This is a genomic window from Phaeobacter sp. 11ANDIMAR09 (assembly GCF_001294455.1).
Lineage (GTDB): Bacteria > Pseudomonadota > Alphaproteobacteria > Rhodobacterales > Rhodobacteraceae > Pseudophaeobacter.
Window position 1 is genome coordinate 85,745 of record NZ_LIKT01000004.1, and the last position, 22,412, is coordinate 108,156.

The 22,412-nt window shown below is 61.3% G+C and carries 23 protein-coding genes; 15 read left to right on the top strand and 8 right to left on the bottom strand.

Features of this window, described 5'->3' with window-relative positions; translation table 11 throughout:
• The first annotated feature begins 116 nt into the window (after positions 1-116).
• Both AN476_RS04685 and AN476_RS04690 read left to right on the top strand, forming a co-directional pair.
• Entirely contained in the window at positions 117-1,577 is a 1,461-nt protein-coding gene (locus tag AN476_RS04685) for an efflux RND transporter periplasmic adaptor subunit (protein WP_054459823.1), read from the top strand.
• 3 nt (positions 1,578-1,580) lie between these two features.
• Positions 1,581-4,982, top strand: a complete 3,402-nt coding sequence (locus tag AN476_RS04690; protein ID WP_054459824.1) for an efflux RND transporter permease subunit — start codon at positions 1,581-1,583, stop codon at positions 4,980-4,982.
• 3 nt (positions 4,983-4,985) lie between these two features.
• Here AN476_RS04690 and AN476_RS04695 read toward each other — a convergent pair whose 3' ends face one another.
• Complete coding sequence (locus AN476_RS04695; protein WP_054459825.1) at positions 4,986-5,438, bottom strand: NUDIX hydrolase; 453 nt, start codon at positions 5,436-5,438, stop codon at positions 4,986-4,988.
• A gap of 18 nt (positions 5,439-5,456) precedes the next feature.
• Positions 5,457-6,368: a protein-disulfide reductase DsbD domain-containing protein gene (locus tag AN476_RS04700; RefSeq protein ID WP_083464243.1), complete on the bottom strand. Its 912-nt coding sequence runs from the start codon at positions 6,366-6,368 to the stop codon at positions 5,457-5,459.
• A gap of 162 nt (positions 6,369-6,530) precedes the next feature.
• On the opposite strand from AN476_RS04700, the gene AN476_RS04705 reads away from it, so the two are divergent.
• Positions 6,531-7,088 carry a YqgE/AlgH family protein gene (locus tag AN476_RS04705; RefSeq protein WP_054459826.1) on the top strand — a complete coding sequence of 186 codons (558 nt, stop codon included), beginning with the start codon at positions 6,531-6,533 and terminating at the stop codon, positions 7,086-7,088.
• Positions 7,089-7,102: 14 nt separating this feature from the next.
• Here AN476_RS04705 and AN476_RS04710 read toward each other — a convergent pair whose 3' ends face one another.
• Positions 7,103-8,098 (bottom strand): L-threonylcarbamoyladenylate synthase, encoded by a 996-nt coding sequence (locus AN476_RS04710; protein WP_054459827.1) that lies wholly within the window; start codon positions 8,096-8,098, stop codon positions 7,103-7,105.
• A 150-nt stretch (positions 8,099-8,248) separates the two neighbouring features.
• Between AN476_RS04710 and AN476_RS04715 the strand changes: the two genes are divergently transcribed.
• The 5 genes from AN476_RS04715 to AN476_RS04740 all read left to right on the top strand — a co-directional run bounded on the left by AN476_RS04715 (position 8,249) and on the right by AN476_RS04740 (position 12,572).
• Complete coding sequence (locus AN476_RS04715) at positions 8,249-9,952, top strand: acyl-CoA dehydrogenase (protein ID WP_054459828.1); 1,704 nt, start codon at positions 8,249-8,251, stop codon at positions 9,950-9,952.
• Positions 9,953-9,954: 2 nt separating this feature from the next.
• Positions 9,955-11,001 carry an MBL fold metallo-hydrolase gene (locus tag AN476_RS04720; RefSeq protein WP_054459829.1) on the top strand — a complete coding sequence of 349 codons (1,047 nt, stop codon included), beginning with the start codon at positions 9,955-9,957 and terminating at the stop codon, positions 10,999-11,001.
• Between the two features lie 46 nt (positions 11,002-11,047).
• On the top strand, positions 11,048-11,497 hold the full coding sequence (locus tag AN476_RS04725; protein WP_054459830.1) for a DUF6173 family protein: 450 nt from the start codon (positions 11,048-11,050) through the stop codon (positions 11,495-11,497).
• A 258-nt stretch (positions 11,498-11,755) separates the two neighbouring features.
• Positions 11,756-11,890: an aa3-type cytochrome c oxidase subunit IV gene (locus AN476_RS04735; protein WP_054459832.1), complete on the top strand. Its 135-nt coding sequence runs from the start codon at positions 11,756-11,758 to the stop codon at positions 11,888-11,890.
• Between the two features lie 10 nt (positions 11,891-11,900).
• A complete protein-coding gene (locus AN476_RS04740) occupies positions 11,901-12,572 on the top strand; it encodes a hypothetical protein (protein WP_054459833.1) in 672 nt (223 codons plus the stop codon).
• Positions 12,573-12,643: 71 nt separating this feature from the next.
• On the opposite strand, the gene AN476_RS04745 is transcribed toward AN476_RS04740, so the two are convergent.
• On the bottom strand, positions 12,644-12,973 hold the full coding sequence (locus AN476_RS04745; protein WP_054459834.1) for an AzlD domain-containing protein: 330 nt from the start codon (positions 12,971-12,973) through the stop codon (positions 12,644-12,646).
• Positions 12,970-13,710, bottom strand: a complete 741-nt coding sequence (locus AN476_RS04750) for an AzlC family ABC transporter permease (RefSeq protein WP_054459835.1) — start codon at positions 13,708-13,710, stop codon at positions 12,970-12,972. Before AN476_RS04750 ends, AN476_RS04745 begins: the two co-directional genes overlap by 4 nt.
• Positions 13,711-13,795: 85 nt before the next feature.
• On the opposite strand from AN476_RS04750, the gene fdhD reads away from it, so the two are divergent.
• From fdhD to glp, 5 genes are read left to right on the top strand one after another with little or no spacing between them, the layout of a single operon-like run.
• Positions 13,796-14,659 (top strand): formate dehydrogenase accessory sulfurtransferase FdhD, encoded by an 864-nt coding sequence (gene fdhD / locus AN476_RS04755; RefSeq protein WP_054459836.1) that lies wholly within the window; start codon positions 13,796-13,798, stop codon positions 14,657-14,659.
• The gene (locus AN476_RS04760) at positions 14,656-15,126 is read left to right on the top strand and encodes a hypothetical protein (RefSeq protein ID WP_054459837.1); all 471 of its coding nucleotides are present in this window, start codon (positions 14,656-14,658) and stop codon (positions 15,124-15,126) included. Before fdhD ends, AN476_RS04760 begins: the two co-directional genes overlap by 4 nt.
• The gene (gene mobA / locus AN476_RS04765; protein WP_054459838.1) at positions 15,123-15,758 is read left to right on the top strand and encodes a molybdenum cofactor guanylyltransferase MobA; all 636 of its coding nucleotides are present in this window, start codon (positions 15,123-15,125) and stop codon (positions 15,756-15,758) included. The genes AN476_RS04760 and mobA overlap by 4 nt, the downstream gene beginning before the upstream one ends.
• Complete coding sequence (mobB, locus tag AN476_RS04770; protein ID WP_054459839.1) at positions 15,755-16,246, top strand: molybdopterin-guanine dinucleotide biosynthesis protein B; 492 nt, start codon at positions 15,755-15,757, stop codon at positions 16,244-16,246. Before mobA ends, mobB begins: the two co-directional genes overlap by 4 nt.
• A 26-nt stretch (positions 16,247-16,272) precedes the next feature.
• A complete protein-coding gene (gene glp / locus AN476_RS04775; protein WP_054459840.1) occupies positions 16,273-17,529 on the top strand; it encodes a gephyrin-like molybdotransferase Glp in 1,257 nt (418 codons plus the stop codon).
• Positions 17,530-17,675: 146 nt separating this feature from the next.
• Here the strand turns inward: glp and AN476_RS04780 are convergent, their stop codons facing one another.
• The 3 genes from AN476_RS04780 to AN476_RS04790 form a co-directional block, all read right to left on the bottom strand.
• On the bottom strand, positions 17,676-18,695 hold the full coding sequence (locus AN476_RS04780; protein WP_054459841.1) for a hypothetical protein: 1,020 nt from the start codon (positions 18,693-18,695) through the stop codon (positions 17,676-17,678).
• Positions 18,696-18,817: 122 nt separating this feature from the next.
• A complete protein-coding gene (greA, locus tag AN476_RS04785) occupies positions 18,818-19,288 on the bottom strand; it encodes a transcription elongation factor GreA (protein WP_054459842.1) in 471 nt (156 codons plus the stop codon).
• Positions 19,289-19,562: 274 nt separating this feature from the next.
• The gene (locus AN476_RS04790; protein WP_054459843.1) at positions 19,563-19,946 is read right to left on the bottom strand and encodes a VOC family protein; all 384 of its coding nucleotides are present in this window, start codon (positions 19,944-19,946) and stop codon (positions 19,563-19,565) included.
• Between the two features lie 108 nt (positions 19,947-20,054).
• Here AN476_RS04790 and soxR point away from each other — a divergent pair, with 108 nt between their 5' ends.
• Both soxR and AN476_RS04800 read left to right on the top strand, forming a co-directional pair.
• Complete coding sequence (soxR, locus tag AN476_RS04795) at positions 20,055-20,534, top strand: redox-sensitive transcriptional activator SoxR (protein WP_054459844.1); 480 nt, start codon at positions 20,055-20,057, stop codon at positions 20,532-20,534.
• A 171-nt stretch (positions 20,535-20,705) separates the two neighbouring features.
• Entirely contained in the window at positions 20,706-22,355 is a 1,650-nt protein-coding gene (locus AN476_RS04800) for an electron transfer flavoprotein-ubiquinone oxidoreductase (RefSeq protein ID WP_054459845.1), read from the top strand.
• The last annotated feature ends 57 nt before the right edge of the window (positions 22,356-22,412 follow it).

A 22,412-nucleotide genomic window follows, 5' to 3' on the forward strand; every position in this document is an offset into this window, starting at 1 on the left:
ATATCTGCCAATGGTTACTGCCCCGGGAGCGCTCCCGGTGCGGTGCCGTCTTTGGTGCAAGAGCTAAATTGATAAGGTAGCACGGGGAGGTCCCCGGCCACCAAAGGGAACAGAGCATGCGCTTTTTGCGGCATAGTTTGACGGGTTTGTTTCTGGCTGCGGTTACGGCTGCGCTGATGCTCTATGCGGGGCAGATGGTCATTGGGGCTGTGCAGACGCGGATGAATGCCGAGCCCCGCAAGCCCCCAGTGCGCGAACGCATTTTTGCAGTGAACCTTGTCACCGCTGAGCTGGCAGAGATCACTCCTGAGCTGATCGCTTTTGGCCGGGTTGAAAGCCGCCGCACGCTGGAGTTGCGCAGCGCCCAGGGAGGGCGGATCACCCAGCTGTCGGATCGGTTTGAAGAAGGCGGCGTGGTGCGCGCAGGCGAGATTCTGATGCAGATTGATCCATCAGATGCGCAGGCGGCTTTGGAAGAGGCGGAGGCGGACATGCTGGATTCCCGCGCCGAAGAACGTGACGCGGGCCGGGATCTCATTCTTGCCAATGACGAGTTGGAAGCAACCCAGGATCAGGCGCAGCTGCGCGCCCGCGCGCATCAGCGCCAGCTGGATCTGCAGGCGCGTGGCGTCGGCACCACGGCGGCGGTTGAGGCCGCTGAGCTGACAGCGGTGCAGGCCCGCCAATCGGTGATTTCACGTCGTCAGGCGGTCAGCCAGGCCGAAGCCCGGGTTGATCAGGCCGCAACCCGCGTTGCACGCAGCCAGATCGCTTTGGATACCGCCACCCGCGACCTGGCCGATACCACCCTGCGCGCCCGCTTTGATGGCACGCTTCAGGCCGTGACTCTGGTAGAGGGACGCCTGGTCTCAGCCAATGAAAAACTGGCGGAACTGGTCGATGCCGATCAGTTGGAGGCGGTGTTTCGTGTCTCCACCCTGCAATATGCGCGTTTGCTGGGCGCAGAGGGGCATCTGACCCAGGCACCCGTGCGGGTGACGCTGGATGCGGCCGGTGCCGGGCTCGAGGCAAACGGTCAGCTGTCGCGCGCCAGTGGTGCAGTGGGCGATGGGCAGACCGGACGTCTGCTCTATGCCAGTCTGGATCTGACCCCGGGGTTCAAACCGGGCGATTTTGTTACCGTCATGGTGAGTGAGCCACCGCTTGGGGCCGTGGCGCGGGTGCCCTCTTCGGCGCTGGGCTCTGACGGGACCGTTCTGGTACTAAGCGCGGAGGATCGACTGGAGGCTTTGCCGGTCGAGCTGATGCGCCGACAGGGCGATGATGTGCTGATCCGGGGCGCTGGGCTTGCGGGACGTCAGGTGGTCACCGGGCGTACGCCGCTCTTGGGGGCTGGTATTCGGGTGCGTCCCCTGCATCGAGGCGCAGAAGCCGCTGCGGTACCCGTGCCTGAAATGATTGAGCTTTCGGAGGAGCGTCGCGCCAAACTGGTGGCCGCCATCGAAGGCAGTGCCCGTCTGCCAGAAGCCGCCAAGGAGCGGATGCTGGCGGCCCTGGCCAAGGCGCAGGTTCCGGCCAAGCTGGTCAATAGGATCGAAGCCCGGATGGGGGGATAATCCATGCGTGATCTGTCTCGTCCAGCTGGCGGTTTGCTGAGCTATTTCACCCGCCACCGCACCGCCGCCAACCTGTTGTTGCTGGTGCTCTTGCTGCTGGGCACAGCGGCGATCCCAAAGATGCGGGCGCAGTTTTTCCCAGATGTCATTGTTGAGTCTGTGACCGTGAATGTCACCTGGGACGGGGCCGGGCCTGAGGATGTGGACGGGGCCATCGTGCAGGTGCTGGAGCCGACGCTTCTGGCTGTGGACGGGGTGCAGGAAAGCAGCGCCTCCTCGCGTGAAGGTACCGCCTCGATTGTACTGGATTTTGAACCCGGTTGGGATATGGCGCTGGCGGCGGATGACGTGCAATCCGCAGTGGATACCATCACCACGCTGCCAGAAGAGGCGGATGACCCCACAGTGCGACGCGGCGCCTGGCGCGATCGGGTGACGGATGTGGTGATTTCGGGACCACTGGCCCCCGAGCAGCTGGGGCTCTTTGCTGATGAACTGGTGGTGCGCCTCTTTGAGGTGGGTGTTACCCGCACCACCATTCGCGGCCTGGCCGCGCCGCAGACCCTGGTCGAGGTGCCCTCTTACAGCCTGATCACTCATGACATCACCATGAGCGATATCGCCAGCGCCATCGCGGCCGAGGTGGACGCAGATCCGGCTGGTGATGTCACCGGGGCCAATACCCGGGTGCGCACGGGACGCGAAAAGCGCAGCCCGGAAGAGATCGAAGGCATTGTCTTGCTTACCCAGGCGGATGGCTCGGTGCTGACCATTGGCGATCTGGCGCAGGTCACCCGCGAAGGCGTGGACCGGAACAGATCCTATTTTGTCGGGGAGAACCCGGCCATGTCGATCCGGGTGGACCGTTCGGATCAGGGCAATGCCATTGCCATTCAGACCCAGGTGCAGGAGGTGGTTGCAGCCCTGCAAACCACCCTGCCGCAGGGTGTCAAGGCCGAGCTGATCCGCACCCGCGCTGAAGCCATTTCCGACCGGTTGAATATCCTGATCGACAACGGCTTGATGGGGCTTGGGCTGGTGCTGGCCCTGTTGTTCCTATTCCTCAATAGCCGTATTGCCTTTTGGGTGGCGGCGGGTATTCCGGCGGCGATGTTTGCCGCCGTAGCGCTGATGTATGCCGCTGGCATCACCATCAATATGATCAGCCTCTTTGGCCTGATCATCACCCTGGGCATTGTGGTGGATGATGCCATCGTGGTGGGCGAGCACGCCGATTTCCGGGTGCGCCGCCTAGGTGAGACCCCGATGCAGGCGGCGGAAAATGCCGCTCGGCGCATGGCAATGCCGGTCTTTGCCGCCACGCTGACCACCATCATTGCCTTTTTTGGGCTCACGGCTATTGGCGGGCGCTTTGGCGATTTGATCCGCGACATCCCCTTTACGGTGATTGCGGTGCTGGCGGCCTCTTTGATGGAGTGCTTTTTGATCCTGCCGCATCACATGGCCCATGCGCTGACCCATGCGCAAAAGGATCACTGGTATGACTGGCCCAACCGCATGGTCAACCGCGGCTTTCGCTGGTGCCGGGACCATCTGTTCCGCCCGCTGATGTCGCTGGTGGTACAGGCGCGCTATGTGGTGCTGGCCGGCGCCGTAACCATTCTGGCCAGCCAGATGGCGCTGTTCATTGGCGGCGACGTGAAGTGGCGGTTTTTCAACGCGCCGGAACGTGGCTCTGTCACCGGTAACTTTGCCATGGCCGAAGGCGCCACCCGCGCCGATACCCTGGCGATGATGGCGGAGATGCAGCGCGCCACCGCCGCCACCGGGGCCTCTTTTGCAGGGCGCTATGGTGGCATCAACCCGGTGGATTTTGTCATCGCCGAGGTCGGCGGCAATGCCGGGCGCGGCATGTCTGGGGTGGATGCCAAGGATAAGGATCTGCTGGGCGGCATCTCGATCGAACTGATCGACGCGGATTTGCGGCCTGAGTACTCCAGCTTTGCCTTTGTGGCAGAGCTGCAGGAGGAGGTGCAAAACCACCCGCTGGCCGAAGCCGTCAGTTTTCGCAGCTGGCGTTCGGGGCCCGGTGGCGACGCGCTGGATGTGCAATTTTATGGCGCCGATGTGCAGACCCTGAAAGCCGCCTCGGAGGATCTGAAAACCGCTCTGCTGCGTTACCCCGAGGTTTCTGCGGTAGAGGATAACCTCGCCTATGATAAAGAAGAGGTGGTGCTGGAGCTGACTCCACAGGGGCAATCGCTGAACTTTACCATCGACACCCTGGGGCGGGCGCTGCGCGCACGACTGAATGGAATTGAGGCGGCGACCTATCCCGATGGGCCGCGCAGCGCCGAAATCCGGGTGGAACTGCCCCGCAATGAGCTCACGGCGGATTTCCTGGAACGCACTCTGATGCGCAGCCCCGGCGGCATCTATGTGCCGCTCTCTGATATCGTCTCGGTCAGTCAGCGCACCGGGTTTTCCACCGTGCGGCGGGAAAACGGCATTCGCCTGATCAGCGTCACCGGGGATATCTCAGAGGATGATCCCGCCCGTGCCGCCGATATCGGCAAGGCACTGGAGGAAGAGATCCTGCCCAATATCGCCAGCCGCCGTCAGGTGGAATGGCGTCTTTCAGGCCTTAGCGAGCAGGAAGATAAGTTCCTTAATGATGCGCGCACCGGGCTGATTCTATGCCTGGCGGGGATCTATCTGGTGCTGGCCTGGATTTTTGCCAGCTGGACCAGGCCCCTTGTGGTCATGGCGATCATTCCCTTTGGGCTGGTGGGCACCATCTGGGGGCACTACCTTTGGGGCGTGCCGCTGAGCATGTTCACGGTGATTGGTCTCTTGGGGATGACGGGGATCATCATCAATGATTCCATTGTTTTGGTCACCACCATCGATGAATATGCCGAAACCCGAGGACTGGTTCCATCAATCATTGACGGAGCGGCGGATCGGTTGCGGCCGGTGATGTTGACGACCCTGACCACGGTCTTAGGGCTGGCGCCTTTGATGTATGAAAGCTCGCAACAGGCGCAGTTCCTGAAACCTACGGTGATCACCCTGGTTTATGGCCTGGGCTTTGGCATGTTGCTGGTTCTGTTGGTTGTGCCGGCTTTGGTGGCGATCCAGCGGGACATGGCGCGGCCGGTGACGGCGTTGCGTCGGGCGCTGCGCGGGAGGGCAAACCCGCTGCGTTGGCTGGTGATCGGCAGTGGTGTGGCGCAGGTGCTCTGGCTCGGGGGCAGCCTGGGCTGTGCGATGGCAACCGGAGCCCTGCACCCGGCACTCGCCGCGGCACTGCCGGGTCTTGGTGGGATGGAACCGGTGCGGGCGGGGCTTTTGCTGGCACTGGCGGGTATCGCGGTATTGTCGCTTCTGGCCTATCTTGGCGCGGCGCTGGCCTACGGGCTGCGGCGACGCCGGGCGGCCTAGGGCTCAGGCCTTGTCACTGGCCTTGCGCATTGTGTGGCGCGCAAGCCGGGCAACCTCTGCGACCTGATCAATCAGCTCCAGCCCGCTGTCCTCCAGACCTTCGACGGGCAGCCAACAAGCCTGCAGCGCATCATCAGCCGGGACGGGGGAGCCGCTTTCATAGGCGCAAAGCACTGCGGTGAGCAGGTATTGCTTTTGCACCGCGCCCTCGCCATCCCGCAGCATCACGTCGATATTGGTCAGATAGTCAATTGCTCGGGCCTGTACACCTGTTTCCTCATAGAGCTCCCGCGTGGCGGCCTGCAGGGCGGTTTCGCCCATCTCCACATGTCCGCCTGGAAACCCCCACCAGCCCGCATTGGGCTGGGTCTTGCGCTGCACCAGAATGACCTGGTCCTGGTGATAGACAATGGCGATTGCCCCCAGAACGGGGCGGGCGGGGAGGATTTCAGTCATGTTGGGATCATTGCGCTGCTAGCCGGCCGTGCAGCCGGAGATATCCACCGCGTGGTTCTGACCCAGTATGGTGATCCGCAATTGCGAGCGATCCACCGCAGGCAGGCTGCCTGCCCGCGCAGGCAGTAATTCCGATTTGGCCACCAGGGTCTTGCCGCTGCGCGCGGTTGTGGTGGCCCCGGCAAACACATGCGGGGACCCGGATTCGATCACCGCGACCTCTTTGCCGCCGGCGCTGGGCATGGTGATACGGGCTTCGACCTCGATGCCGTATTGGGTTGGTTTCAGGCGGCAGGTGCTGGCCGAGACCCCGGCCTCGCGGGCGGAATAGGGGCGGCTGGCCAGGGCCGCTACAATCGCCGGGTTTCGCGTGGCGCCAGAATCAAGCTGGTGATCAAAGGAGAGCTCCGAGGGCACGCAGACATCCTTGCAGATGCCCAGCTCCATCCGCCCTTTCAGGCGTACCGGGCGGCCCGGCTTTTCGGGAGTGATCCGAATGGGGAGCACCAGCTGGTCATGATAGCCGATGGTTTGATAGCCAGAGGTGGAAAAGACCTCTGGTGCGGGCCAGGTCATCGACATTTCACCCACATTGCGCGAGCCGCGCCAGGTGAAGCGCGGCGGGATGCCGGCCTCGCCGGGGGCGCGCCAATAGGTTTTCCAGCCTTGCTGAAGGGTCAGGCGCAGAGCCCCGATATAGCTCCCGTCCGAGGCAAGACCGCCATCCAGGATCTCAACCTGGACCAAATCATCCATGCTGGTTGGCAGGGCGCTTTGGGCTGTGGCCAGCTGCGGGACCAGTGCCAAGGCCAGCGCGGCAAGGCTGGCAGCCACCCCTGCACCCAGGCCGGTGCACAGGTTGCGGCCCAGGCCCGTGGAGGGATTTTCGGCAGGGCTGGCCGAGAGGGGAGTGGGGCTACATTCATTCATGGGAATATAAATGGCCTCTTGCAGGGCAATTGCCAAGTCACGATCTGGTTAAATGCTGAACTGCGGTGATGTGACCGCATCACCGCGCGCCTCTTGCACCTTGGCAAGCGGCGCGTCATGCTGGTGACAGGACATCGCTGTGACCACAGGAAAGGGCAGATTATGGATCTAACCGGGAAGCTATTGATCGCAATGCCGGGCATTGGTGATCCTCGGTTTGAGCATTCGGTTATCTTTTTGTGCTCGCATAGCGACGAAGGTGCCATGGGGCTGATCATCAACAAGATCGCGCCAGAGGTGCAGCTGGGCAACCTGCTGGAGCAGTTGGAGATTCCGGTACTCGACCCGGACAAAGGGGCAGAGGCGATCCGCTTTGGTGGGCCAGTGGAGACCCAGCGGGGCTTTGTGCTGCACTCAAAGGACTATCAATCCAGCATCAATTCACTAGAGGTGCCACCGGGCTATAGCATGACGGCGACGCTGGATATTCTGGAGGATATCGCCCAGGGCAAGGGGCCGGAGAAGCTGTTGATCATGCTTGGCTATGCCGGTTGGGGGCCGGGGCAGCTGGAAGCGGAGATCATCGCCAATGGCTGGCTGACGACTGAGAGCACAGATGCCTTGATCTTTGAAACACCAGATGTCGAAAAATGGGGCGCGGCGCTGGGCTCGCTGGGGATTGATCCCCTGTCGCTTTCGGCCAGTGCCGGCACGGCGTGATGCCGACCTACCGCTTAGCGCTGCTCTGGTAACACCGCATCGCGGGGCGCAGCGGCGCGGCGCAGCCGGTCATTGATGGCGACCCCAAGGCCGGTCTCGGGGATGGGGGCCACGGCAATGGGCATGGCTTGGGCATCCAGGTGGTGCAGATGGCCAAAGAGATTGGCAGCCGCTTCCGCCAGATCGCCGCTGTCAGAGAGGCTGAGATCGTTGGCGCGGGCGCCACGGTAGGGGCCAAATCCCAGGTAGCATTCGCCCGCGCGGGGCAGGGTTGCATTGAGCCGCACCCGCGCCTGTGGCGCATAATGCGACAAGAGCTGGCCGGGCGCTGTCAGGGGGTCATGGAGGTCTCGGCCCGCCAGGGGCTGTCCCAGCACCGCCTCGATCTCCTCGGCGGCCAGACCGCCGGGGCGCAGCAGCACGGGCGCGTCCCCTGCCAGGCCTAAAATCGTTGATTCCACGCCAACCGCGCAGGCGCCATCGGCAACCACGGCAGCGATCCGCCCCGAGAGTCCCGCCAGAACATGGTCCGCCGTGGTGGGGCTGATGCGCCCCGAAGGGTTGGCCGAGGGCGCGGCCACCGGCCCGTCCAGTGCCGCCAGCAGTTTCTGCGCAGTGGGATGGGCCGGCACCCGCAGCGCGAGCGTCTCAAGCCCCGCCGTCACCAGTTCGGAGATGCCATGCCCCGGCTTCAGCGGCAGCACCAGCGTCAGAGGCCCAGGCCAGAAGGCGTGCGCCAGGCACTCGGCCCAGTCATTCCAGATACCGTAGCGCCTGGCCGCCTGAACCGAGGCCACATGCGCGATCAGCGGATTGAAGCTGGGTCGCCCCTTGGCGGCATAGATCGCGGCCACGGCCTCGCCACGTCGGGCATCGGCACCCAGCCCATAGACCGTCTCGGTCGGAAAGGAGACCAGATCGCCCTGGCGCAACAGCTGTGCCGCACGGGCAATCCCGTCGGGCGAAGCGTCCAGCACTTGCGTTGCATTTTGGGCGGTATCCTGGGGCATTCTCGGTGACGCGGCGTTTTGGTTGATTGCAAGAGGGCGAAGGTTAGGTAATCGGTCAGCTATAAAGTTAGCGCCACAGACATACCGGGCGGTTTGGGCAATGCCAAGCCTGCGTCCGCGATTATCCCCAAGGCCGCCAAGAGGACGCCCATGACCTTCCGTGCCCCCCTATCCGAATACGAATTCCTGCTGAGCACCGTGATTGGCTTTGATCAGGTCGCTCAAACCGATCGCTTTAGCGAGGCCAGCAGCGACCTGGTCGCGGCGATCCTTTCGGAGGCGGGCAAGCTCTGTGATGAGGTTATGGCGCCGCTGAACCGGGGCGGGGATCTGCAGCCTGCGGTTTTGGAAAACGGTGTGCTGCGGACCTCACCCGGGTTTCCGGAGGCCTGGAAGGCCATTGCGGAAGGCGGCTGGGTCGGGATCAGCGCTTCCCCCGAAAACGGTGGCATGGGGCTGCCTCAAACTGTGACCGCTGCAGTGAATGAAATGATGGCGGGCGCCTGTCTGGCGCTGCAATTGGCCTCGTTGATGAGCCATGGCGAGATCGAGGCGCTGGAACACCATGCCAGTGATGCGCTGAAGGAGATGTTCCTGCCCAAGCTGATTTCCGGCGAATGGACCGGAACCATGAACCTGACCGAGCCACAGGCCGGTTCGGATGTCGGGGCGTTGAGTTCCAAAGCCGTGCCCAATGGTGATGGCACCTATGCGGTGACCGGGCAGAAGATCTATATCACCTGGGGTGACAATGATTTTGCCGAAAACATCTGTCATCTGGTGCTGGCACGTCTGCCGGATGGTGCGCCGGGAACCAAGGGGATTTCGCTGTTTCTGGTGCCCAAATATCTGCCCAATGCGGATGGCAGCCTGGGGGCGGCAAATGATCTGAAAGTGGTGAGCCTGGAGCACAAGCTGGGCCTGCACGGTAGCCCCACCTGCGTGATGCAATATGACGGCGCCAAGGGCTGGCTTGTGGGCGCGGAACACGGCGGCATGGCGGCGATGTTCACTATGATGAACAATGCGCGTCTGGGCGTTGGCGGCCAGGGCGTCGGTATCGGCGAGGCGGCCTATCAGCAGGCGCTTGCCTATGCGCTGGAGCGCAAACAGGGCAAGAGCGCCTCGGGGGTGATTGCCGATCACGCTGATGTGCGCCGCATGCTGATGGAGATGAAGGCCGATACCTATGCCGCGCGCGCCATCATGCTGGCCTGTGCCCATGCCATCGATATGGGCACTGCCACGGATGAGGGGGATTGGAAGACCCGCGCGGCCTTCCTCACCCCGATTGCCAAGGCCTTTGGCACTGATACCGGTATTCGGATTGCGGACCTCGGCGTGCAGGTGCATGGCGGCATGGGCTTTATCGAAGAAACCGGCGCGGCGCAGTTCTTGCGCGATGTGCGGGTGACCTCGATCTACGAGGGCACCAATGGCATTCAGGCCATGGACCTGGTGGCGCGTAAGATGATGGACGGCGGCGATATGGCCCATCGTATCATCGACGAGATCGAAGCCCAGGCCGAGGGGGCGCGGGCGACCCACCCCAATATGGGCGAGGCGGTCTGGCAGGCCTGCGAATCTTTGCGCGAAACCACCGAATGGCTGGTGGAGCAGGACAATCTGCAGGATCGCTTTGCCGGGGCAGCACCCTACCTGCGCGCCTTTGCCCGGGTTCTGGGCGGGCATTACCACCTTTCGGCGGCCATCGCCGACAAGGGTGGCCCGCGCGAGAAACTGGCGCGCTTCTACATCAAACGGATGCTACCGGAACACGCGGGCCTGCTGACCCATGTGCAGGAAGGTGCCGCCGGCACTATGGCGCTTACTCTTGACGAAATGGTGGGCTGATCATGGCAAGTGTTCCCGAAGTAGGCCCACGCACCCCCTGGACCGAACCTCCCGCGCTGGGTGAAGCGATAGAGGTCGCCGAGGGTGTCCTCTGGATGCGTCAACCGCTGCCGATGAAGCTGGACCACGTCAATATCTATGCTCTGGACGAGGGCGACAGCTGGACCGTGGTCGACACCGGTTTCAATACCCGCAAGAGCCGCGAAATTTGGGAGGGGCTGATGGCAGGCCCCCTGAAGGGCAAGCCGGTGTCGCGGGTTGTTGGCACCCACCATCACCCCGATCACATCGGCCTTGCGGGCTGGTTCCAGTCGCAACACGGCGCCGAGCTGGTGACCAGCCGCACCGCCTGGCTGTTTGCCCGGATGCTGACGCTCGATGTGCAGGAGCAATGGCCCGAGGAGACGCTGGCCTATTACCGCACTGCGGGGATGGATTCTGAGATCTATGCCAAACGCGTTGCAGACCGGCCCTTCAATTTTGCCGATACAGTCTATCCGATGCCGCTGGGCTTTACCCGCGTCAAACAGGATGATGTGTTTCGAATGGGCGGGCGCGACTGGGATGTGCATATGGGCAATGGCCATGCGCCCGAACATGTCACGCTTTGGAGTCGCGATGACAATCTCGTGATCACCGGCGATCAGGTTCTGGCCTCGATCAGTCCCAATATCGGCGTCTATGCCACCGAACCCATGGCCGACCCTTTGGGGGAATGGCTGGAGGCCTGCGAACGTTTGGCGCCCCTGGCGCGCCCGGATCACCTGGCCCTGGGCGGGCATAAGCTGCCCTTTACCCGTCTGCCGCTGCGGATGCGGCAGCTGATTGACAATCACCACGGCGCGCTGGAGCGGCTGATGGGGCATCTGGATCAACCCCGCAGCGCTGCCGATTGTTTTGCGCCTCTGTTCAAGCGTAAGATTGGCGAGGGTGAATATGGGCTTGCACTGGTCGAGGCGGTGGCCCATGTCAATCATCTGTACCGCACAGGTCGCGTCAGCCGGATCAAAGGCGACAACGGGGCCTGGCTGTATCAGAGCAAAGACTAGGTGCCGGGGCAGCTCCCGGCCAGAATATGGCGGGGAGTGAGAGACCATGGACAACAAGATTTCAACCAGCGCCGAGGCTGTTGAGGCCGCGGCAATGCCCTGTGTGCACGAGGTCCACGCGGACCCCGAGGCCAAAAATGGCCTGACCGAAGTGCCAGAGCCCCTGCAAAAGACGGATGAGCGAAAGAGCCAGGCGCGCTGGGCCTATGAGCGTCTGATCCTTTACATCCAGAACTTCGAGAAGCAGCTGGATGGCGAGCACGAGGTTGCCATGGGCTTTGTTGGCGGCGACGCCGGGGTGCTGCGGATCGAGGGCATGGGCTATTACGATCCTGATATCGTGACCTTCTATGGCACCGATGGCACGGGTGGAAAGACCCAGCTGGTACAGCATGTGAGCCAGATGAACGTGATGCTGCGCGCTCTGCCAAAACCCCGCCAAGAAGTGCCCGCCAATCGTATCGGCTTCCGTCTGGCCAGCGATCTGGAGAGCTGATTTCTCTTCAGGCTCGTTGATGCCCCTCGGCTGGTCCTGGCCGGGGGCGGGGCAGGCAGGATTTGATTCGGCACAAAGCCAGATATGCCAACCAGATCCTACGGGCAGGGGCTGTTGCGCCTGCCGGGCGCAGGGCAAAAGGGGCGGCGGATTGGTCGCAGCTCCGGGTTTTTGCCCCCCTGCGCGCCAATGACGTGGTGACAGGCAATTTGAAATCCAGTATTCAGCAAAAAACATTCGCGAATAGAAAGATCCGTCATGGCTGAACATAAACACGGCACCATGGACTGCAAAGTTCAAGAAGACACCTATGCAGGTTTCATCACCTTCACCACGCGTTTCACCATCTTCCTGGTGGTCCTGGCGCTGTTCCTCGCCGTATTTGCGACCTGATTCCTTGCCCATGACATTTGGTAAAGCGTTTGGACGCCGGACGCCGGGCCGCATTGCTCTGCGTGCGGCTCTTTTTGCGAGCTGTATTGCGCTGGCGGGCTGTGCGGCCCAGAAGAAGCCTAATGCCGATGCGCCGACTCTTGCGGCGGCGCGATACGTGCACAGTGGGCCTCCGGCGCTAACGCTCTTTACCATGGTCAACAACCGGACCGGATCTGGCGGCCATACATCGCTGATGATCAACGCCTCTGAGCGGATCATTTTTGATCCAGCGGGCTCTTTTTATGCCGATGTTGTGCCGGAACGGAATGACGTGCTGTTTGGCATCACCCCCGGCGTGGTGCTGGCCTATCGCGGTGCACATGCCCGCAGCACCCATCATGTGGTGATGCAGCGGCTCGAAGTGACCCCTGCTCAGGCACAGCGCGCCTATGAGCTGGCGATCTCAAATGGACGGGTGCCAGGGGCCTATTGCGCCAATTCGACCTCCTCGATCCTGAAACAAATTCCGGGGCTGGAGGGGGTTCAGACCACCTTTTATCCGGTGAAACTGTCCGAGCAATTCGCCGCGCTGCCGGGTGTTGTCACCACAAAATACTTTGAGGATGACGATGCGGATCTGCAAAAAGCCCTGGCAGAGGGCAATGTTGTCCTGAATTACGAGACCACGCAGAGCGAGTAACGCTCGTAGGGGGCGACCAAAGATTGGAGCGGCTGAGCCTGGGAAACCGGCTCAGCCGTTTTGTTTTCTGCTTAGCCGAGCAAGAACAGCAGCAAAAACCCACTAACACCGCTGAGCAGCGCCCAGAGCACATTGCGGGTGAGGTAGCCCACAGCAAAGGTCAGCGCCGCCACGGCCAGATGCGGCAGGCTGGTCTCTCCGCCTGTCGGGGAGGGCCAGACAACCAGGGGCGTAACCAATGCGGGCAGAATGGCCACCGCCGTGTAGCGCAGATGCCGCATCAGCCAGTCCGGCATCTGACGGCCGCCCATAAATCCGATAAAGGCAAAGCGCAGCGCGAAGCTGCCCACGGCCATGCCAATGATCACAATCCAGAGGCTGGTTTGGTCAAATGTGCTCATGGCGCAGTCTCCTGCTTGGCTTTGCTGCGGGCGGCGGCCTGTTCAAGCCAGAGTTCAGTCTGCGCACCCGCCATCATGCCGGCCAGACCGGCGACGATCAGACCCAGATTATGCGGCATCAGCGTGGCGGGCAAAGAGGCGACAATGGCCACAAAACAGGCAACCATATGGGCAGGCGTGCGCAGCATCGGCCCGATCATCGCCAGAAAAGCCAGCGGCAGGACAAAGTCCAACCCCCAGCTTGCCGGGATCTGAGCGCCAACCCAGGCCCCGACCACGGTGGCGGCCATCCAACTGGGCGCAATCACCGAGGTGGTGCCAAAGAAATAAGCCATGCGCTGGGGCAAGCTCATCTCAGGTTCGTCTTCGAACTTTACGATCGACAGGGCATAGGATTGATCCACGGTCAGATAGGCCGCAATGGCGCGCTGCCACATCGGCGCTGCGCCAAGGTAGGGCGTCAAAGACGCAGAATACATTCCCATGCGCAGGTTCACCGCCAGCGCCGAGGTGAGCACGATCAGCAGAGGCGTGTTCTCTTGCAGCAGTTGTAGGGCGGTGAACTGGGCCGCGCCGGCGAAGACTGCGAGGGAAAAAGCCAGAGCCTCAAGGACATTTAGTCCCGCTTCGGCGGATAAGACGCCAAAAAGCAGGCCAAAAGGACTGGCCACTAGCAGAAAGGGCAGGCTATCGACCAGTCCTTTCAAAAACAGGGATTTCGGTGTGGTGCTTGCCATGCGTGCGTCCTAGATTGACTGCCGAATAGCTAGGCAGCTTACAGAGGTTTTGCAATTGGTAATAAAATCTGACCTCACAGAAATCATGGCCGACTATCTGATTGCGCCTGACCCCAGCCGCGCAGGGCTCACCCGTCCGGTGCAGGGCCGAGATGAACACGGCAGGCTTGTGGATCTGTCGGTGGTCGAGGAACGCCCGCTGACCATCTATCTGAACCGGCAGGAAATTGTCACCGCCATGACCATTGGCGACTACCCCGAATATCTGGCGCTGGGCTTTCTGCGCAATCAGGGCATGTTGCTGCCCGATGACGTGGTTACGCGGGTGGATTTTGATGAAGAGCTGGAAACCGTGGTGGTGCGCACCGCAGTGGAGACCAGCCATGAGGAAAAGCTGCAGAAAAAGACCCGCACCTCTGGCTGCGCCGTAGGCACGGTCTTTGGCGATATGATGGAGGGGCTGGAGAATGTGCAGCTGCCCGCCACCCCGGTCAAAACCTCCTGGCTCTATGCGCTGGCGCATAAGATCAACCGCACCCCCTCGCTCTACCTTGAGGCCGGCGCGATCCATGGCACGGTGCTGTGCCACCACGATCGCCCGCTGGTCTATATGGAGGACGTGGGCCGCCACAACGCGGTGGACAAGATCGCCGGCTGGATGCTCTCAGAAGGCGTCTCGGCCTCGGACAAGATCCTCTATACCACGGGGCGGATGACCTCGGAAATGGTGATCAAAACCGCGATGATGGGGATTCCGGTGCTGGCCTCGCGCTCGGGCTTTACCGCCTGGGGTGTTGAGATCGCGCAGCAGGTCGGCCTCACCCTGATTGGGCGCATGAAGGGGCAGCGGTTTACCTGCTTGTCCGGCGATGAACGGTTGGAGCGCGATATGGATCCCAAATCGGTGCCGCAGGAGGGCAAGAAGCATAAGCGGAAGGGGGAGAGATGATTGACATCTTGAGTGAGATTTATCTTTTCTTGGAAAGCCATATTGATGAATCGCTGATGTCTTTCGTGTTTGTAGCCGGTTTTGGTTATGGGCTTTGGTATGGACCCGAGGACAAGAGAATTGTGGACGCTGCCATTGGAACCTATCCAAAGACTCAGAGAGAGGCCGTGGAATGGGTTCCACTGCATGCGCTAGAGTGGTCGGCTAGCTCATCTGCGGACAAGGCAGCACATCGCCTTGCGGGCCGTCGCTTCTTTTTATGGGGGTTGCCCAAATTGGGGGGAATGCAAAAAACCACCAGGTCTGCGGCTCGGCGTATTCGAATGAACCTATGGGTTACGCTCCTTGCTGTGGCTCTCTTGGGTCTGAAAACTACAGTTTGGGTCTTGCCCATATCGCTCTGCATTCTGTTGTTCGTCGTCTTCAAAACGCCACCTTGGCCAAAGCAAGAGGGCTACATTCTATGACCAAACCGCTCGGTGTAATTCTTGCAGGAGGTCTCGCCACCCGCATGGGCGGTGGCGACAAGGGGCTGTTACAGATCGGCGGCCAGAGCCTGCTGACCCGTGTCCGCGACCGGCTGGCGCCGCAAGTCGCAGGCCTGGCGCTCAACGCCAATGGCGATGCTGCGCGGTTCTCTGATCTGGGCTTGCCAGTGGTCGCCGACACAATCGAAGGCTTTGCCGGACCGCTTGCGGGCGTGCTGGCTGGGCTCGATTGGGCCGCCGAGCAGGGCGCAGAGGCAATCGTCACTGCCGCTGCGGATACGCCTTTCTTTCCGCAGGACTTGGTGGCGCGACTGGGTGCCGCCTCTGCAGGGCAGGAACATCCGCTGGTTCTGGCCACCACACCGCGCACCGGCGAAGAGTTGAAATCCGGCGGCCGCAGCAAGGTCAATCGCCATCCCACCTTTGGCCTCTGGCCGGTTGCCCTGCGGGATGATCTGCGCGTGGCCCTGAAGGGGGGGCTGCGTAAGGTGGTGCTCTGGACCGATCAGCACGGCGGGTGCGAAGCCCTGTTCGAGGCCACCCCCTTTGATCCCTTCTTCAACGTCAACACGCCCGCAGATCTGCGCCGGGCAGAGGAGCTGCTCAGATGAAAATCTACGGTGTCACCGGCTGGAAGAATTGCGGCAAGACCGGGCTGATGGAACGTTTGGTCTCCGAGTTCACCGAACGTGGCCTGACGGTCTCAACCATCAAACATGCGCATCACAGCACCGATGTGGACCAGCCCGGTACCGACAGTCACCGACACCGCATGGCCGGGGCCTCGGAGGTGGTGCTGGCCTCGACCTATCGCATTGCCATCATGCAGGAGCTGCGCGGGGCCCAAGAGCCGCCGCTGGCAGCGCTGCTGGCGCGGCTGTCACCGGTGGATCTGGTGCTGGTCGAGGGATATAAACGCGAGGCTCACCCCAAGATCGAGGCTCACCGCGCTGTTGCCGGCCAGCCCTTGATCGCACCGCAGGATTCCAGCATTCGCGCCCTGGCCAGTGACGTGCCGCTGAACTGCGAACAGCAGGTTTTTGATCTGGACGACACCACAGCGATTGCGGATTTTATCGCCGCAGAGCTGACGCTTTAGCTCCTTTTTGTAAAGGCAGGATGCCGATGACCCTGACACCACCACCTCTGCGCAATGATTGCTTTTCGCTACCCGCCGGTGTCGATTGGACCCCGGTGGATGAAGCCCTGGCGCTGCTGCGGGATCGGGTGCGGAGGGTGGTCCCTAGCGAGAGCCTGCCGCTGACCAAAGCTCTGGGTCGGGTGCTGGCAGCGGATGTCATCGCCAAACGTTCAAACCCGGCGCTGCCAAACACGGCGGTAGATGGCTACGGCTTTGCTGGTGCCGTGGCAGAGGGCGCTCATGTCCTGCCTCTGGTGCCCGGGCGCGCCGCAGCTGGGCTGGCCTATGAGGGGGCTGTGCCTGCGGGGCAGGCCATCCGCATTTTGACTGGGGCCGCGCTGCCAGCGGGAGTGGACACGGTTATTCTGGAAGAGGATGTGACCCTGGGAAGTGGCGAAATCGCCTTTCGCGGACCTCTTAAGCAGGGCGCGAATACCCGCAGAGCAGGGGAGGATTTTTCCCGGGGCGCGGCTGTCTTAACGGCCAGGCGGGTGGTGACCCCAGCCGATCTGGCCCTTGCTGCGGCTGCAGGTGTGTCCGAAGTGGAGGTCTACAAGCCACTGCGGGTCGGGGTGCTGTCTACCGGAGATGAGCTTTGCGAGGTCGGTGAAGTGGCCGCGCCGGGTCAGATCTATGATGCCAACCGGCCGATGCTTCTGGCGCTGCTCCGGCAAATGGGATTTTTGCCAGTGGATCTTGGCAGGGTGTCCGACGACCGGGCCGCCCTGCGCGCCCGGCTGAATGCTGCAGCGACTGAGGTGGATGTGATCCTCACCAGTGGGGGTGCCTCAGCTGGGGACGAAGACCATGTCTCGGCGTTGCTGCGCGAAAGCGGGGCCCTTCAGGAGTGGCGCATCGCCCTGAAACCAGGCCGCCCACTGGCATTGGCTGTCTGGAACGGCGTGCCAGTCTTTGGTTTGCCGGGAAACCCAGTGGCAGCCCTGGTCTGTACGCTGATCTTTGCCCGCCCGGCCATGGGGCAGATGGCGGGCACCAATTGGCTGCAGCCGCAGGGGTTTGAGCTGCCCGCCGATTTTGCCAAACGCAAAAAAACGGGACGACGCGAATATCTGCGCGCGCGGGTGCGCGATGGTCAGGTCGAGGTGTTTAAATCCGAAGGCTCTGGCCGTATCTCGGGTCTCAGCTGGGCCGAAGGCCTGGTAGAGTTGGGTGATGGTGCTCTGGCGATCCATCCAGGCGACCCTGTGCGCTTTATCCCCTACGACAGTTTCCGCCTGTAAAACGGCCAGATGCGAGGCTCTGCCTCGCGCTCCGGGATATTTAAAGCCAAATGAAGAGGGGCTGATTTCATTTGGCCCAAAATATCCTGGGGGTGAGCGCCTGTGGCGCGAGGGGGCAAAGCCCCCTGCCGAGAAAGATCTGCGCGCTAGTCGAACGTTCCCGCAACTCGCCCCAGCAGCATAAAGGCGCGGGCGGTACGGGTGTCGCCCAGTGCTGAGATCTCACCATCACTGGCCTCGGTTTCAAACTCTGCAAACATCCGGTCGAAGCGACGTAGGAAGTGATGCGCCGCATCCCGGAAAATGGGGTCCTGTTTCATCCGGGCCGAGGTCAGCGCCAAAGAGGTGCGATCGCGCACCCCGCCAAGGGCGGCTACGGCGCGGCCGCGTGTGCCCTGAGCAAATTGCCGCCAGATCTCGGGGCGGGCCATGTCAGGGCGCAGATCATCCATATAGATGCCATCCTGGCTCAGCAGCGTCAGCACATCCTGAGCAGCCTGCACAACCTTGGCGGCTTTGCGGTCTTTGAGCGCCGCGCGCAGGGCGGAAAACCCGTCTTCGTCTTCGGCTGTTTCGGGAAAGTTCAGCGCTCGGATGAACTGCTCTGCAGGCAGCGGGGGGGCCATGTCCTCGGCGGAGGTGCCAAGCGCCAGGCTGCCCTGATCCTCGGTGGCCAGTTTGGTGGCTTCGGCCGGAATGGCTGGGCGGGTAGGGCCATGGCGACTGCTCTGGAAAGTGGCCAGTGCGGTTTCCGTCTTGCGGGCGGTTTCGGCGATCTCTTCCAGTTTTTGGCTCACGGTTGGTTCGCCCGTGGCTACGGTTTGCTGCACATGGGACAGATAGCTGTGGCGCAGATTGTCGATTGCAGCCTGCAGTCGTTGGCTTTCGCTGCGCATCACCCGCGCCGAGCGCAATGCGGTGGTGCCAACCCAGATCATCACCAGCGGCATCACAATGGCCAGAACGGTCAATACGGTTGGGGTCCACTGGGCCAGACCCTGATCCGCCGGAGCCAGAAGGAACAGGGCCAAGACCACCAAGAGCCAGAGCGCAGAGAGCAGGATGGCTACGACTTCGGCACTGCCCATTCCAGCGTCAGCTTGTCCGGGATCGGTGCCGCGCCCAGCAAGGGGAGAGGGGCGTTTGGAGGCATCCTGGGCGGTCATAGGCGGGTTCGCAATCCGAAAACTAGAGCAGGTTTGTAATGGGTTACTACTAGGCTAGCGGTTTCAGGGGCAGAGGCAAGAGGAACCATTGTGATGCCTTGCTCTGCCCCCGGATGCAGGCCCTATGCGTAGAGGATGGTCAGAATTTCGTAGCCACGCACACCACCCGGCGTGCGGACCTCGACGCTGTCGCCTTCTTCTTTGCCAATCAGAGCGCGCGCAATGGGGGATTTGATGTTCAACAGACCTGCCTCGACATTGGCCTCATGCTCGCCCACGATCTGCCAGGTTTTTTCCTCGTCGGTGTCCTCGTCAACCAGAGTGACCTTGGCGCCAAATTTGATCGAGCCGGAAAGCTTGCTGGGGTCGATGACATCCGCGAGGCTCAGAATGCCCTCGAGCTCCTTGATACGACCCTCGATAAAGGACTGTTTCTCGCGCGCAGAGTGATATTCGGCGTTCTCGGAGAGATCGCCGAGCTCGCGGGCTTCGGCGATGGCCTTGATGATATTGGGGCGTTCAACCGATTTCAGGTTCTTGAGCTCTGCTTCGAGTGCGGTGTGACCCGCAGAAGTCATTGGGATCTTTTCCATATCTTGGGTCCAGGTCGTTTGGCTAAACAAATAGCTGTTGGGTCATTCGGATGTCGGGTCTACCAAAGCCAGAGCCCCGCAACAGCACTGTAGCGGGGCCCGTCTTTTGTGTTGGCATTTACCTGACCCAATCTGGGCAGAAATTTCAAGAGGGCGCAGCACGCTCTCCACAGGCAAATCGGCTCAATCGGCAAATTTTGCGGTTTTTGGTGGCGGCTTGCGCGGAAAAATGCCGTGGTCCGGCAGATTGGGCAGATCGGCCTGCCAGAGAAAATCAATCATCATATTGTACCACTTCATATTCGATCCCGTCCCCGTCGCGGAAGTAAAAGCGCTGACCGGGTTCGTAATCCGCATGGTTGGTTGGGGTGAACCCGGCGGCCCAAACCGCGGCTTCGGTGGCCTTTATATCCGTGACCGTAACAGCAAGATGGTTGAGCCCGCCCCGGGTTGTGTAGCTGTTGCCCGGTGATTTTGGCGTGGTGGGCGGCGCATAAAGCGCCAGATAACTGTCGGCCCCGCCCACATGCAGGCTGAACCCATTGTGGATCGAGGCCCCTGACCAACGTTTGTGCCAACCAAAAACATCGGCCATCCATTTTGCGGTGGCCTCGGGGTTGGTGACGGTCACATTGGCATGTTCCAGAATAGCACTCATCTGCTTGCTCCTTTTGCGTGGCATTTGATTGTGAGTCGCCTTACGGTAATTTCTAAAGCTAACTTGAGCTCAAGAGTTTTTTCACCCCAAATTTGAAAGGCACGCATTATGGCAAAATCCGCAGGAGTGGCGATTGGCTATCTGTCTGAACGGACGGGGCTCGCGGTCTCGGCCATTCGCTACTACGAGACACAGGGGCTACTGGAGCCCTGGCGCAATGCCGGGGGTCAGCGCCGCTTTCACCGGGCCGATATCCGCCGCCTCAGCTTTATCATGATCGCTCAGCAGTTCGGCTTTTCCCTGCCCGAGATTCGCGGCTTTCTCAAAACGCTGCCCGGCGGGCGCACGCCAACGCCGGAAGATTGGGAGCGGATCTCGACCGGGTTTCGTCAGCATTTGGATGCGCGAATCGAAACGCTGCAGAAAATGCGCGAAAATCTGGACGGCTGTATCGGCTGTGGCTGCCTGTCTTTGCCCAAATGCGCCCTCTACAACCCTCAGGATCAGGCTGCGCAAAAAGGAAAGGGGCCGCGATACCTGATGGGCGACAGCCCAGAGGTAAGCGGCACGCCGGAAAAGGGGGCTTGAACGGCGAAAACGGCCCTTTCCCTGCGGCAAAGCGCGGTTCTGGCGCAACTAACGCAGAGTTTGGATTGACCTTGCATGTTGCCAAACGCTAAGCAACCGCGAAAGAAAATTACTCTTAGCGCGCCCCAGCAATGGGACCGGTAGCGAATACACTAGCCAAGGAGCAGCTCTATGGCCGAGATCGAACGCGAAACGATGGAATATGACGTAGTGATCGTTGGGGCTGGCCCCGCCGGTCTGTCTGCCGCGATCCGTCTGAAACAGCTGGATGCCGACCTTGAGGTCGTGGTTCTGGAAAAAGGCTCTGAAGTGGGCGCTCATATCCTGTCCGGCGCGGTTCTGGACCCCTGTGGCCTGGATGCCCTGATCCCGGATTGGAAGGAAAAAGGCGCGCCGCTGAACACGGAAGTCAAGGAAGACAACTTCTATATGCTGGGTGAAGCTGGTGAGGTTCGCATCCCCAACTTCCCCATGCCGCCGCTGATGAACAACCACGGTAACTACATCGTCTCGATGGGCAATGTCTGCCGCTGGATGGCCGAACAGGCCGAAGAGCTGGGCGTTGAAATCTTCCCTGGCATGTCCTGTTCCGAGCTGGTCTATGGCGACAAAGGCGAAGTCAAAGGCGTGGTTGCCGGTGTCTTTGGTCTTGAGGAAGATGGCTCTTACGGTCCCAACACCGAGCCAGGCATGGAACTGCACGGAAAATATGTCTTCCTGTCCGAAGGCGTGCGTGGCTCGCTGTCAAAAGAGGTTATCGCCAAATACGACCTGCAGGCCGGTAAGGACGTGCAGAAATACGGCGTTGGCATGAAAGAGATCTGGGAGATCGATCCCGCCAAGCACAAAGAGGGCACTGTCACCCACACCATGGGTTGGCCGCTGAACTCCAATGCTGGTGGTGGGTCCTTTATCTATCACCTGGAAAACAATCAGGTCTACGTCGGCTTTGTGGTTCACCTGAACTACAAAAACCCGCATCTGTACCCCTATATGGAATTCCAGCGCTTCAAGCACCACCCGATGGTGGCGGATCTGCTGAAGGGCGGCAAACGCGTCGCTTATGGCGCCCGTGCCATCACCGAGGGCGGCTATCAGTCGATGCCCAAACTGGTGGCCCCCGGCGTGGCGCTGTTGGGCTGCTCTGCTGGCATGGTCAACGTGCCGCGTATCAAAGGCAACCACAACGCCATGCTGTCGGGTAAATCCGCAGCCGAAGCCGCCTATGCCGCGATCAAGGCGGATCGCTCCGGTGATGAGCTGCCCGAATATGAAGCCGCCGTGCGCGATGGCGAGATCGGCAAGGACCTGAAGAAGGTGCGCAACGTCAAGCCGATGTGGTCCAAATGGGGCATGCTGCCCTCGCTGGCCCTGGGTGGTCTGGATATGTGGACCAACACGCTCTTTGGCCTGTCGCTCTTTGGCACTCTGAAGCACGGCAAAAACGACGCCGAGTCGACCGAAGAAGCCAGCAAGCACAAAGAGATCGACTATCCCAAGCCAGACGGGGTGCTCTCCTTTGATCGCCTGACGAACGTCAGCTTTGCGGCGACCAACCACGAGGAAAGCCAGCCCTGCCACCTACGTCTGGCTGATCCGAACCTGCCGATCTCGACCAACCTGCCCAAGTTCAACGAACCGGCGCAGCGCTACTGCCCGGCCGGCGTCTACGAGGTGGTGGAAAAGGATGGCAAGCCGGAGTTTGTGGTCAACTTCCAGAACTGCGTACATTGCAAAACCTGCGATATCAAAGACCCAAGCCAGAACATCACCTGGACCACACCCCAGGGCGGCGACGGTCCGAACTATCCGAACATGTAAGCCCAGGCTTGGCAGGGCCCGCAACAAAACGGGCAAACTTGCGTCTGTGTTGACGGT

Coding starts and splice junctions, on each gene's coding strand:
- AN476_RS04685 (WP_054459823.1), top strand. CDS start 117: ATGCGCTTTTTGCGGCATAGTTTGACGGGTTTGTTTCTGGCTGCGGTT.
- AN476_RS04690 (WP_054459824.1), top strand. CDS start 1,581: ATGCGTGATCTGTCTCGTCCAGCTGGCGGTTTGCTGAGCTATTTCACC.
- AN476_RS04695 (WP_054459825.1), bottom strand. CDS start 5,438: ATGACTGAAATCCTCCCCGCCCGCCCCGTTCTGGGGGCAATCGCCATT.
- AN476_RS04700 (WP_083464243.1), bottom strand. CDS start 6,368: ATGAATGAATGTAGCCCCACTCCCCTCTCGGCCAGCCCTGCCGAAAAT.
- AN476_RS04705 (WP_054459826.1), top strand. CDS start 6,531: ATGGATCTAACCGGGAAGCTATTGATCGCAATGCCGGGCATTGGTGAT.
- AN476_RS04710 (WP_054459827.1), bottom strand. CDS start 8,098: ATGCCCCAGGATACCGCCCAAAATGCAACGCAAGTGCTGGACGCTTCG.
- AN476_RS04715 (WP_054459828.1), top strand. CDS start 8,249: ATGACCTTCCGTGCCCCCCTATCCGAATACGAATTCCTGCTGAGCACC.
- AN476_RS04720 (WP_054459829.1), top strand. CDS start 9,955: ATGGCAAGTGTTCCCGAAGTAGGCCCACGCACCCCCTGGACCGAACCT.
- AN476_RS04725 (WP_054459830.1), top strand. CDS start 11,048: ATGGACAACAAGATTTCAACCAGCGCCGAGGCTGTTGAGGCCGCGGCA.
- AN476_RS04735 (WP_054459832.1), top strand. CDS start 11,756: ATGGCTGAACATAAACACGGCACCATGGACTGCAAAGTTCAAGAAGAC.
- AN476_RS04740 (WP_054459833.1), top strand. CDS start 11,901: ATGACATTTGGTAAAGCGTTTGGACGCCGGACGCCGGGCCGCATTGCT.
- AN476_RS04745 (WP_054459834.1), bottom strand. CDS start 12,973: ATGAGCACATTTGACCAAACCAGCCTCTGGATTGTGATCATTGGCATG.
- AN476_RS04750 (WP_054459835.1), bottom strand. CDS start 13,710: ATGGCAAGCACCACACCGAAATCCCTGTTTTTGAAAGGACTGGTCGAT.
- fdhD (WP_054459836.1), top strand. CDS start 13,796: ATGGCCGACTATCTGATTGCGCCTGACCCCAGCCGCGCAGGGCTCACC.
- AN476_RS04760 (WP_054459837.1), top strand. CDS start 14,656: ATGATTGACATCTTGAGTGAGATTTATCTTTTCTTGGAAAGCCATATT.
- mobA (WP_054459838.1), top strand. CDS start 15,123: ATGACCAAACCGCTCGGTGTAATTCTTGCAGGAGGTCTCGCCACCCGC.
- mobB (WP_054459839.1), top strand. CDS start 15,755: ATGAAAATCTACGGTGTCACCGGCTGGAAGAATTGCGGCAAGACCGGG.
- glp (WP_054459840.1), top strand. CDS start 16,273: ATGACCCTGACACCACCACCTCTGCGCAATGATTGCTTTTCGCTACCC.
- AN476_RS04780 (WP_054459841.1), bottom strand. CDS start 18,695: ATGACCGCCCAGGATGCCTCCAAACGCCCCTCTCCCCTTGCTGGGCGC.
- greA (WP_054459842.1), bottom strand. CDS start 19,288: ATGGAAAAGATCCCAATGACTTCTGCGGGTCACACCGCACTCGAAGCA.
- AN476_RS04790 (WP_054459843.1), bottom strand. CDS start 19,946: ATGAGTGCTATTCTGGAACATGCCAATGTGACCGTCACCAACCCCGAG.
- soxR (WP_054459844.1), top strand. CDS start 20,055: ATGGCAAAATCCGCAGGAGTGGCGATTGGCTATCTGTCTGAACGGACG.
- AN476_RS04800 (WP_054459845.1), top strand. CDS start 20,706: ATGGCCGAGATCGAACGCGAAACGATGGAATATGACGTAGTGATCGTT.